This is a genomic window from Enterococcus sp. S53 (assembly GCF_016516865.1).
GTDB lineage: Bacteria > Bacillota > Bacilli > Lactobacillales > Enterococcaceae > Enterococcus_D > Enterococcus_D innesii.
The window spans coordinates 20,265-32,176 of record NZ_JACVUH010000022.1; the positions used below are offsets into that span (position 1 = coordinate 20,265).

Here is an 11,912-nt window from a genome sequence, read left to right on the forward strand (position 1 = left end):
GGAGAAAAAGTATGTTTTCATATAAAACAAAAGAAGAATACATCAATTATTTTAGACAAGTATTAGAAAATAGAACAAAAGGACAACCTGTGTTAGAAGAGTACTTAAAGAAGCAAAATGATCACTTGAATCGGTTGATGAAGCATCTTTCATCTGAGAATTTTTGGCAAGTACTTCCTGAGTTGTTAGGGATTGATGCCAAGCTTAACCTAATGATTGAACTCATAAAGTTTGAAGATTTTTCAGCAGAAGAACTACTTCGAGTCGTAGAAACTGATTATCGAAGCTACTTTAAGGAACTGTGTGGCTATGATCTTCAATCAAAGACACCCCCATCAATAATTTTTCAGGTAGCTTAAATCAGAAAGTAAATAGTACTTGACAACATGATAATATTAAAAAATCGGCTCATTTTTAATAGGACAATAAAGCAATGTCCGGAATTATATAATTGTAAAATTACTATATATTTTAGGTGACAAGGTAAATGAATTACGATTAAGCGTATCCTACAGGTATACCCATAGGATACGCTAATAGTGATTCCAAAATGTCGCTGAAAACTCTTGATAAATCAGGAATTTTCTTTTTTAGGATTGTATCTTTTGGGTTGTATATTATATTCTGTTTGGAGAAGGACATTTTAGGAGTGATTTTTTGTGTTTGTTGCATATTTGAGAGTATCGACTAGCGAGCAGAATTTAGCTCGTCAAAAAGAAGCCATTCACCAATGGCAAAAAGAAAAAATGATCACAGATGAAGATCTACGAATTTTCGAAGAGAAAGCTTCAGGGAAAAATACGAGCGATCGAACAAAGTTAACAAATGTTCTTTCATTTTTAAGTGAACGAGATACTTTAGTTGTAACTAGCTTGGATCGATTAGGTAGAAACAGTCGCAAACTGAAGGAGCTACTGCAAACTGTAAAAGCTAAAGGTGCAAATATCGAAATTATGGATCTCCCTTCTTTTTCCGGTGTTAATGATCCCCCTTGCGGGATTTATTAACCAATCTGGTAATCGAAGTGTTCAGCTATGTTGCCGAGTCAGAAAGAAAGAAAATAAAAGATCGGCAAAAAGAAGGTATAAAGATTGCAAAAGAACTAGGCACCTATAAAGGTAGACCGGTAAAGTATCTTGAGCACGCAACAGGTGCGGATAAACTCGTTTATAATCGGATCATTGAACAATTAGATGCTGGAGTTTCCGTCGCAGCAATTGCTAGGGAATTAAACATTACTAGAAAAACTGTGTATGCAGTGAGAGATAGAAGAAATCAAACAAAAAATGAAGCTATTTAAATAGAAGAAAAATTTTTTGGAGGTAATCACTCTGGATGAAAAATAAGAGCAGCTATTATAGATGGACGTGCTTCACCCATAAACTATCAAGATGCAAATAGAATAAGAGTCAATGATCATAATAACGATGTTAGAAACTTAAACGTTTCTGATCTTTTTGAATACGATAAATATTGATTTTATTGTTATTTCTGTGTTTAGTAAAATTAACGTGAGTGTCCTCATCAATCATCTAAAGAAAGTATTCCAAGTTAGTATGGGATTATTTCTAATTGAAAAGGGAATGTGACATAAATCCATAGAAGAAAGCCGCAAGAAATGACGATAAAACGTTCATTTCTTGCGGTTTTTTGGGTAAAATAAAAATGAGCTCCGATTGCCACCAATGCCCCACCATTTAATCCCGAAAGGACTAAAAAAATGTATACTAATTATAACAAGAATCAACTCACTTTGGATCTATCTACTTCATTTTCTCCAAAAGAAAATCATGTCGCCGTTTTTATCAATGAACTGGTTGAAGCTCTTCAGATCAATGACCCTTATCTGTTTGGTCGAAAAAGAGAATATGATTTGGTTAAAGATAAATACGATGAAATCCAAGGACGTCCTAGCTTGGATCCTATTCTTCTAATTAAATTACCAATGATTCAATATCTATTTGGTAAAACAGGAGACAAACAATCAAGGAAATCGAAGTGAATATCGCTTATCGCTAGTTTTTGGGGTTAAGTTTAGAAGATTCTGTTCCTCATTTTTCAACATTTGGTAAAAACTATATGCGACGGTTCAAAGGAACAGATCTCTTTGAAAAAATCTTTTATGAAATTCTAGAACAATGTATCGTTGAAGGTATCGTAGATACTTCCGAAGTATTTATTGATAGTACGCATATTAAAGCACATGCGAATCGTAACAAAAAAGAATCTGTCGAAGTAATGGAACAAGCTGTTTTTTATACAGATAAGCTGACAAAAGAAATCACCAAGAATCGAGAAAAACATTTAAAAAAGCCCTTAAAAGAAACAAACGCAGAAAGTAAAACCTCCTTGAAAAAAAGAAGTACGACTGATCCTGAAAGTGGTTGGTTTCACAAAGGTGAACACAAAGAAGTTTTTGCCTATAGCTCACAAGTGGCGTGTGAAAGACATGGATGGATATTAGGTTATACTACTCACCCAGGGAACTTTCATGGCAGTCGCACGTTTGTTTCTTTGTTTAACAAGCTCAAAGGAGCTTTTACCCTAGAAAAATTGATTATGGATGCTGGGTATAAGACACCAGCAATTGCACAATTACTACTCGAACATAAATTGACCCCAATTTTCCCGTATAAACGTCCGATGACTAAAAAAGGCTATTTCAAGAAACATGAATATGTTTATGTCGATTACTATAATTGTTATATCTGTCCCAATAATAAAATACTCTCTTATGCCACTACCAATCGTAAAGGATATATCGAATACAAAAGCAATCCAAAGGATTGTAAAAATTGTCCTTTCTTATCTAAGTGTACCAACTCAAAAAATCATACCAAAGTAATCACTAGACATATTTGGGCTGAAGCTTTAGAGACCTGTGAAGATATACGCCATCAAAGTTGGTTCAAAGAACTTTATAAAAAGAGAAAAGAAACCATTGAACGAATTTTTGGGACAGCAAAAGAATTTCATGGCTTACGTTATACCAATCAAATAGGAATTGAAAAAATGCACATGAAAATTGGGCTTACTTTTGCGTGCCTTAAATAGTTGCATTCGCAGTAATAGTTTATGATATACGCTTGTATATTGACTACTTTTCTTTTTGATTTGCTGATTTTGATTATTTTAATCGGTGAATAAACCTTTTGCCAAGGTATTGAATTTTTATCTTCTCTAAAACTTTTTTTGAAGATTTAATACATCTTACAAAAACATCAGAACAATAAATCATATTACATTGACTGTATAGTAACTATATAGTTTATACTTGGTTTGACATATATGATTTGAGAGGTGAAGTTCGTTATGGAAACTAAGTATGTATGTAAATTACATAAGATATCAAAACATGGCTTAAGATATTACGAACATTTAGGTCTAATTAGTCCAAAAAGAAAAGCAAATGGTTATCGAGAATATTTAGTTACAGATATTGAAAAGTTATCGACAATTATGTTATTTAGATATTTTGATTTGCCTTTGGATGTTATTGAAATTCTGTTAAATCAAAGAGATGTTGAGCAAACTGTAAATTATCTGTCTGAAGAGTTAATAATGATGGATGAAAAAATAAGTAATCTTATAGATAAAAAAAACCTTCTGCAAAAATATATACAGCATACAGAAAAATCTAAAATCATTCCTAAAAATGAAATTAAGATTCGAAAAATAGAGAAACGGTACGCAGTTGCCAGCCAAGCAAATTATTTTAATTTAGACGAATCATTCTGTGGATCCAAAATATTATTTCAAGAATCTGTAAATACTATTTCTGTGGATAGGTTTAATTTATATGGAAATATAGTTAAAAGGGAGGGCGGCCTAGAAAAATACCAACCAGTATTTTTGTTAAATAAAGGTGAAGGATTAATTGATAAAAATCTGCTTGTGATTCCGGAGGGAACATATGCTGAAATTGTAGTGAAGGGTCGCTTCGATAGAAATGAATTATTGAAAGAGATTGAATATTACACAGATCAACAAGGATATATGATGTCAAATTTCATTTTAGAATCTTATTTAATAACCTTTTATGAATCCACAAATATTAAAGAACATGTAACACGTATTGAAGTGAAACTTGAAAAAGTAAATCGTCAATAAAATTCATAGAAAAGTACATAAATACATTGTCGATAAATCAGAACCAAATAAACTAAGAAAATTAAAATAATAAGTATCCAAGAAAATTTTGATACTAAAACTTCTAAATAAATAGAGTATTCAAAAAAACAAGATTTTGGAGACAGACTCAATATCTAAGGAAATTTTTAGGGGCAGGGATATGAAACATATAAAAAGATGCATACTAAATATAGGTATATTGTTACTTCAAGTGTATACACCACTAGTTGTTTATGGGACAGAAGTATGTTCAGTGAAAACCGATGGGACAATTGGTTTCACTGGGGTATATGAAACACCTGGACTGCCAGAACCCGCACCCGAAGGGGAAGTCAGGCCAGATTTTCCTCATGAAATTGCCCAGCACCCCTCAGAGGTCAGGCACATAACGTCCAAAAATTTACCGAAAACAAATGAGAAAAAGATGAACATTTGGATAATATTTGGCACCCTGATTGTCATAGCAACACTTGTTTTTTGGAAATACAAAAAGAAAAAAATACATGAAGAAAGTAGGATTTAAATAAATGAAATTCATTAGATTAGCAACCATTGCAGCATTATCAACTACACTTTTTGCTGGAGAAATCACAGCCTTCGCAGACGAAAGACGCCAAGTAAACACGAACGGTAATATCCAGTTTACACCTAGTACAGACGAACCACAAATTGTAGTTCCCCCTGAAAATGAACCAGATGTAGAGATTAATCCAGAAGTTCCAGGAACAACAGGGCCTTTGTCAATTGTAAAGGCTGCGACGATGAATTTTGGTTCACAGGTTATTTCAAATCAAGATCAAACGTACAATATGATTGCAGAAAGACAACAGAAGACCGGAACAACTGGTGATGAGAATAAAGTTCCTTATGTCAGTTTTGCACAAGTTTCTGATACTAGAGGAAGCAATGCAGGCTGGGATTTGAAAGTCAGCCTAAGTGACTTTCAAGCGGAAAATACGCAAAATGCTATCTTGCGAGGAGCCGAAGTTACTTTAAAGGATCCACAAATTCAATACACTGGCAACAATCAAGAATTAGCACCAGCTGCACATGCAAATAATTTGAAACTAATTCCTAATAATACTTCGGTTTCAGTTATGACCGCTGAACAAGGAAAGGGGGCAGGTGTATCATCTGTTGTATGGGGAAACCAAGCAGATTTAGATGCACAGGTTACAGCTGAGGGGGATAATATTGTAACGAATGATGCAATTCAATTATCTGTACCCGGCGCGTCAGCAAAAGACGCAACCACTTATACCTCAACATTGAAATGGGAATTAATGGCTACACCAAGTAGTGATGCAGGGATCTAATAGATTTATGTATCTAATTATGGATTAGGGAGTAAGTCGCACATGACTAAAGTAGCGTTACATAATATGTAACGTTGCTTTTTTGAATGAAACATCGAAGGAGTGTGTTTGATGATAAAAAGTACGATATATCAAATAAAGAGGAGGCTTCAATGGGGGGGACTGTTACTTATTGTATTATCGTTTTTGTTCTCTCCAATTCTTGTTTCCGCAGAAGAAAAGTTAAGTTTTTATGTCACACCAGAGTTTCCAGACAGTCAAATAGAAGGAAGTGGTCGTTACTTCGACCTTAATAGTGAACCTGGAAGTACAGAGGAATTGACACTAAAAATTCAAAATGCCAATGATCAAGCAAAGACGATTGAAATAATGGCTCATACGGCATTTACCAATGTCCAAGGGGTGGTGGAATATGGCAAAGATGCTGAAAAGGCAGATCCAACATTACCCTATTCTTTGGCAGATTTAATTGAATCCCCAGCTCCTATTGAATTGGCTGGAAACGAAACAAAGACTGTTAAAGTAATGCTAAATATGCCTAAAGAAAATTTCTCAGGTTTTTTAGCGGGAGGCTTAAGAATCGCAGAGGTGAAAAAAGAACCACAGGAAGCAGAAACAAGTGGAGAAGGGGTTGCGATTAAAAATGAATTTGCCTATGTCATAGGTGTGGTGGCGAGTAATGATCGCTCTGCCGTAAAACCTGACTTAGATTTATTGGATGTCTTTGCCGACCAACTCAATTATCGTAATGTTATCAGTGCGAACCTACAGAACTTTACACCTACATTTGTCAATCACTTAGAAGTAGAAGCAACGGTCCAAAAAGAAGGTGAGAACGACATTCTCTATAGAGCCAAGCAAAAACAGATTCAAATGGCACCTAATTCTAATTTCAACTTTCCGATCTCTTTAGAAGGCGATCGCTTTCGAAGTGGCGAGTATCTGTTGAAAATGTCGGCACGTTCAGGAGAAGAAGAATGGCAATGGGAACGGAAATTTACTATTGAAGTAGATAAAGCCCGAGCATTGAATAGTGCAGATGTCACAATCGATACGAGCATCAATTGGTGGATTGTTGCCGCGGTTAGTCTGATTCTTTTATTGTTGTTGTCTATTGTTTGGCTACTTATTAAGAAACGAAGAGCTAAAAATGACGAGGAGATTCAGCATGATGAAAATTAAAAAAGTCTTGGTCGTGGCATGCACTAATCTTCTTTGTTTTCCAGTGATTTCAACGAGTATTCCTGTCTATGCAATCGAAAAATCTGTGGAACCATCGAGAGAACTAGAATTGCTGGATCCATTGGCAAGTACAACAGAAACAAAGATTCCTATTATTTCATTCGAAAACAATCAAGAGCCACATATGGCAGGAAAAAAGTTCCGCTTAGTCTTACATGCTAGTCAAGAAGTTTCCAATTTTGTGATGGATCTCCCGGAGGGAGTCAGTATGGTAGAAGACGAACTGTACGGTGATATCAAGTTAATCAATACAAAAGCAAATCAGTGGCAAGTGCAGGCTAGTTCTCCACAAATGTCCTTTTCCATATCTCTAATTGTAGAAAAAGAAGGGGTATACGAAATAGCTGTTGGGGAGTCAACAAAGACACTTAACATCCAAGCAGCTGAAAGCCAACAAACAACAGAGCAAAAAATTATTTCTTCAGAGAAAAAAGAAACAGCAAAGACCGAAGAAGCGAGTATATCAAGTGCTGAAGAAAAAACAACCACATATACTTCAGAAAATCATCCAAAAAAAATAATGGAAAACGCACGTTCAACGAAGGAAACGAGTGTTCAAGAGGTAGCGAACTGGGAAGAGTTCATTCGGGCATTTGTAGATCCCTCGATTTCGACTATAAGTGTTGTTTCTGATTTTAAAACACCAGATAACCCTCGGCTTAATCTAACAGATATCACAGAAGGAACTACTGTTAATCCCAATGGTGGAGCAGTATTTGTCTATCTTAATGTAGATACTATCTCCAGAAATCTAACGATCGAAGGAAATGGCTATCAAATTGATTTTCGCGCAGTCACTTTATGTTTTTACAATCGTACAGCTAATTCTTCAACACCGTGGAATCTCACATTAAAAGATTTAGAAATATACCACGGAAACTATTATGGACCATTGACTTTCAATGATTTGAACGTGACGAATCAAATGGCCAGTGAGATCACTTACCATAATATTACGAACTACGGAAATCAATTGATTCATTCACCGTATAGTAGTATTAAATTCTCCGGTAAAACAAGTAGTAGACAAGTATCAGAATATACATCTCCTTTTGGTGCATGGCGTATCAATGCACTAGATCAAACGAATATCTATGCTTCAAATTTAACGATACTTGAAGATGCTGAAGTTGAATTGGAAACAATTAGCGCAGGTAATTTAGATTTAGGAGGAGTAGTACATCCAAATAATAACTTTAAAATGGGAAAAAATTCATCGTTAAATGCTGTATCGAAAGGAAATGCTGGTGAAGCTGACGGGACAAGTTTACTCGTTCGAAGGGGAAGCGTTGAAATAGGTGAAGGGGCAAGAATGAATTTAGCACCCCAAAATTTAAGGTCCGCCATTTCTTTACGCACGGCTAATTCAGCCCTCAGAATAAAGGACACAGGGACACTAACAATCAACTCTCAAGGCACAAAGGCGAATGCAAACGGGGAGCTATTTAATATTATCTGGATGGCGGCAGGAAGCAATCTACTAGTAGAAAGTGGGAGTACATTGAATATTTTTGCCACTGAAATGTCTGCCTCACCATCGAATATTCTACATGTCAATGGGAATGCAAGGGTATCAATTGGCAAAGATGCTACCTTGAATATAAAAAGTGACAGTACTTCAAATGAACAAAATTTGATGTATTTTGCTTCTGAAGGTTCCACGTTTGAATTTTCAGATGCACAAAAAGTGAACTTAGAACGAACGGGAACCATCTCTGGGACATCAACTGCAAACGGTTTAATCAACATTGAAGGTAGTCGGGGGCTCTTAGATATAGATGTCCAATCAGTACAACAGTGGGCAAGAGGGAATTTTGAGACGATCCCAGATTATTCATGGACGCCTATCTTCAATTTGAACTTGCGCTATACGAGAATATCTCCTAAAATTGACAGTGTTTCTTCAATTTCACAAGAAACAGCAGATAGTTTTAAGCAGCATTTCACTACACAAAATGTACAACGGATTTTATTTGAAAAAATACCAGATGTCAAAGTCACGATTGACCCGTTAACAGAAGATCCGACTGAAGTAAATTCTCATACGATTACTGGAAAGGCGAATCCCAATAGTGTCATCCGTTTCTCAGGAGATCCGGCGATTCCCGCAGGATCTATAACTTCACCTGATATTTCTGAAAGTGAGAAGTATCATACAAAGGCAGATAAAAATGGAAACTATCGCTATGAATTACCTGAAGGTCACCGATTTACTGTTGGGAATACAGTGACTGCCTATGCTTTTTTAAATGGAAAAAATGATACCGCTAGTACAATTGTAGAAGAAAAAATTGTGGTGTCACCCGTGGACCCATTAGATCCTGAAACGGAAGTTAATCCAGAGAATAAGCCTGCGATACCAGAAGAACAAGGACGCTTGAGCCTAGATTTTGTTTCTCAATTTAACTTTGGAATACAAAAAATATCTGTTAGCGATCAAACTTACTATGCGCAACCGCAACGATTATTAAATGAAGATGGAACAGTGAATAGGAACGAAGAACGACCAAACTTTGTGCAGATAAGTGATCGTCGACCAGACAATGAGCGAAGGGGTTGGCAGCTATCGATTACTCAGAACGGTCAATTCAGTAATGAAAATGGACATGAATTAAAGGGGGCTGAAATTCAGTTGTTCAATCAAGACCTAGTGACTGCACAAGGCGGAATTGCACCTAAACTACAGGACGAACCAGTACAAAGAATTTTACCAAATACAAGAAAAGTATTACTACAAGCAGAAGGAGAATCTGGGACAGGGACGTGGATCTATCGTTTTGGTAATCAAGACTCCGCAGATGAAAGTATCGGTCTCTATGTACCTAAAGAAACAAATCCGGAAGCAACCAGTTATTCAACAAAGTTGATGTGGGAATTAAGTGCAGTTCCTGATAATTAGAAAAGAATACTGGTTTCCTCTTACTATTTCTTTAGAATCTCTGATAGTTCAAGTTATTACCAGAATAGTGATCTAAAATACTGTAGTCAGATCAATAAATAAGGAGAAAATTTCAATCAAAACAATCATAAATGAATAAAAAGAGAGAGGATCACATAAGATGAAACCACCCCTAACAAAGGATGAATATATGCGTCAATTTCAAGAAATTATACCACAAGATAAAAGAAAATCAGAAGAAATGAATGAGTACCTGGCACAACAGTTCGAACAACTTGAACAATTGACAAGGACGGTTTCACCAGATAATTTTTGGGAAAATATCCCTAGAATTCTAGGCATCGATGCGAAACTAACACTAATGGCAGAACTAATTTGTTATGAATATAACAAATTACCAACGGATGAAATCCTGCGAATTGTTGAGGCGGAATATCGTACGTACTACAAGGAGCTTTGTGATAATAATTTGAGTACAAATAATAACTTTTCGATGGTATGGAATGTGGTATAAAAAATGCTACACAAAGATTTCTCGAATCTTATAATATTCATGATGAGTTTTTTAAGAAGGAGTGTTCAGAAAATAGTGATATGCTCCCTCTAAAGTAGACAAAGAAAAAACAAAAATTTCAAATCTACTTTATAGGGAGTTTTTACATGTCTAAGAAAAGCCTTTATTCTCCAGAAGAAAAATATCAAGTTATTTCAGAAGTGATGAATGGACACCATAGCTTGAACAGTATCGCCAAGAAGCATTCCCTTTCATGGGCGATAATAAAAGATTGGATTCGTAAATATAATGATGACGGAATCGAGGGACTGAAAAAATCTACAACGTGGAAACGTTACACGAATGATCTAAAGCGGAACGCTGTTCTAGCAGTCATAAATGAAGAGCTATCTCTTCGGCAGGCAACAGCAGTGTTTCAACTTTCTTCGACTACTATTTTAAGAAAATGGATTTCAAGCTATACTAATGGGGAAATGCTAAAATCTACGAGTAAAGGCAGTGTACCCAAAACCATGATAAACGGACGTAAAACGACCTATCAAGAACGCATTGAGATTGTTCAATATACAATCGCTAACGAACTGAATTACGCGCAAGCGATTGAAAGATATGATGTTTCATACCAACAAGTGTATTATTGGGAAAAAACATACCAACGACACGGGGAAGAAGCACTAAAAGACAACCGTGGACGAAACATTAACCGAAGAGGAACGGCTAAAATTAAGAATAAAAGAACTAGAAGCACGAATCAGGCATTTAGAAATGGAGAATGACTTCGCAAAAAAGTTACAAGAGATTCAACAACGAAATCGACCCTCACGTTAGTGAGAAACGTTGATCTCTACCAAGCAATTTCAAAACTGCTTGAAGAAAATCACTATTCAATCACTCCTCTCTGTCAATTAGCTGGGATTGAACGCTCTTTTTACTATAAATGGTTAAAGTGGCAACCTTCCAAAAAGGAACTTGAAAACAGAAAACTAGCCAAAGAGATAAAAAAGAAATACGACAGTAAAAAAGCGCGATCGGTCATCGACAAATTTGAATGCAGCTCAATATAAAACCTAAGAAGCACTATTCTCGGAAGCGTTATTAGCGGTTAATGAAAATACTGGGAATCAAAGCAGTGATCAAGAAAAAGCGTCCGACCTATATAAAAGCAACGGAAGCACACGTGGCTGAAAATGTATTAAACCGAAAATTTACCGCTGAGAAGCCCAATCAAAAATGGTGTACGGATATTACTGAATTGGAATCCGGTAATGGTCGAAAGGCTTATTTGAGTGCCATCATCGATCTTTATGATCATTCGATTGATTCTTTGGAGCTCAGTCATTCCAATAATAATTCACTTGTCATGGATACTGTTAAAAATGCCATGTGTAAGAACCCTAGCGCAAGACTGCTTCTTCATAGTGATCGCGGGTTTCAATACACCTCTTATGACTATAAGTCACTTGAAGCAAAATATAAGTTCATCAAAAGCATGTCCCGAGTCGGTCGCTGCCTGGATAATCAACCGATCGAATATTTTTGGGGCCCATTTAAAGAAGAGAAGTTCTATCAAGAGTGCTATCAGAACTTTGAGGAGTTAAAGAAATCTGTGCGTAGTTATATGTGCTATTACAATAACTATAGCTATTCGGAAGTGTTGAACGAACTAGCGCCAAACTAGTTTAGGAAGCTAGCGGTATAAAAAAACAGGAATCAAGCAACTCGATTCCTGAATAGTTTTACTTTTGTTTTTTTAGCTGTCTTGGAATGGCAACAGTTTTTTTGACAAATTTTATAAGGTGCAGAACTTCTT

Annotated in this window: 11 protein-coding genes and 1 pseudogene; all 12 read left to right on the forward strand. The window is 35.8% G+C overall.

Going from position 1 to position 11,912, the window contains the following annotated elements:
* Window positions 1-11: 11 nt before the first annotated feature.
* The 12 genes and pseudogenes from IAE45_RS17145 (at window position 12) to IAE45_RS17195 (ending at window position 11,780) form a co-directional block, all read left to right on the forward strand.
* The gene (locus IAE45_RS17145) at window positions 12-359 is read left to right on the forward strand and encodes a DUF7006 family protein (RefSeq protein ID WP_200127473.1); all 348 of its coding nucleotides are present in this window, start codon (window positions 12-14) and stop codon (window positions 357-359) included.
* A gap of 300 nt (window positions 360-659) precedes the next feature.
* Window positions 660-1,007: a recombinase family protein gene (locus IAE45_RS19065; protein ID WP_325123437.1), complete on the forward strand. Its 348-nt coding sequence runs from the start codon at window positions 660-662 to the stop codon at window positions 1,005-1,007.
* Window positions 992-1,300 carry a helix-turn-helix domain-containing protein gene (locus IAE45_RS19070; protein ID WP_233619151.1) on the forward strand — a complete coding sequence of 103 codons (309 nt, stop codon included), beginning with the start codon at window positions 992-994 and terminating at the stop codon, window positions 1,298-1,300. Before IAE45_RS19065 ends, IAE45_RS19070 begins: the two co-directional genes overlap by 16 nt.
* Before the next feature lie 420 nt (window positions 1,301-1,720).
* Window positions 1,721-3,048 (forward strand): annotated as a pseudogene (locus tag IAE45_RS17155) (IS1182 family transposase); the annotation flags it as partial.
* A gap of 264 nt (window positions 3,049-3,312) precedes the next feature.
* Complete coding sequence (locus IAE45_RS17160; RefSeq protein ID WP_200127475.1) at window positions 3,313-4,110, forward strand: MerR family transcriptional regulator; 798 nt, start codon at window positions 3,313-3,315, stop codon at window positions 4,108-4,110.
* Window positions 4,111-4,291: 181 nt separating this feature from the next.
* Window positions 4,292-4,654, forward strand: a complete 363-nt coding sequence (locus IAE45_RS17165; RefSeq protein ID WP_200127477.1) for an LPXTG cell wall anchor domain-containing protein — start codon at window positions 4,292-4,294, stop codon at window positions 4,652-4,654.
* A gap of 4 nt (window positions 4,655-4,658) precedes the next feature.
* Window positions 4,659-5,447 carry a WxL domain-containing protein gene (locus IAE45_RS17170; protein ID WP_200127479.1) on the forward strand — a complete coding sequence of 263 codons (789 nt, stop codon included), beginning with the start codon at window positions 4,659-4,661 and terminating at the stop codon, window positions 5,445-5,447.
* A gap of 111 nt (window positions 5,448-5,558) precedes the next feature.
* Window positions 5,559-6,629: a DUF916 and DUF3324 domain-containing protein gene (locus tag IAE45_RS17175; protein WP_200127481.1), complete on the forward strand. Its 1,071-nt coding sequence runs from the start codon at window positions 5,559-5,561 to the stop codon at window positions 6,627-6,629.
* Window positions 6,616-9,588 (forward strand): WxL domain-containing protein, encoded by a 2,973-nt coding sequence (locus IAE45_RS17180; protein WP_200143145.1) that lies wholly within the window; start codon window positions 6,616-6,618, stop codon window positions 9,586-9,588. The genes IAE45_RS17175 and IAE45_RS17180 overlap by 14 nt, the downstream gene beginning before the upstream one ends.
* 160 nt (window positions 9,589-9,748) lie before the next feature.
* Complete coding sequence (locus IAE45_RS17185; protein WP_200127485.1) at window positions 9,749-10,102, forward strand: DUF7006 family protein; 354 nt, start codon at window positions 9,749-9,751, stop codon at window positions 10,100-10,102.
* A 146-nt stretch (window positions 10,103-10,248) separates the two neighbouring features.
* A complete protein-coding gene (locus tag IAE45_RS17190) occupies window positions 10,249-10,878 on the forward strand; it encodes a helix-turn-helix domain-containing protein (protein ID WP_200127487.1) in 630 nt (209 codons plus the stop codon).
* Window positions 10,879-11,207: 329 nt separating this feature from the next.
* Window positions 11,208-11,780, forward strand: coding sequence for an IS3 family transposase (locus IAE45_RS17195; RefSeq protein ID WP_200127491.1), 573 nt, complete (start codon window positions 11,208-11,210; stop codon window positions 11,778-11,780).
* Window positions 11,781-11,912 lie beyond the last annotated feature (132 nt).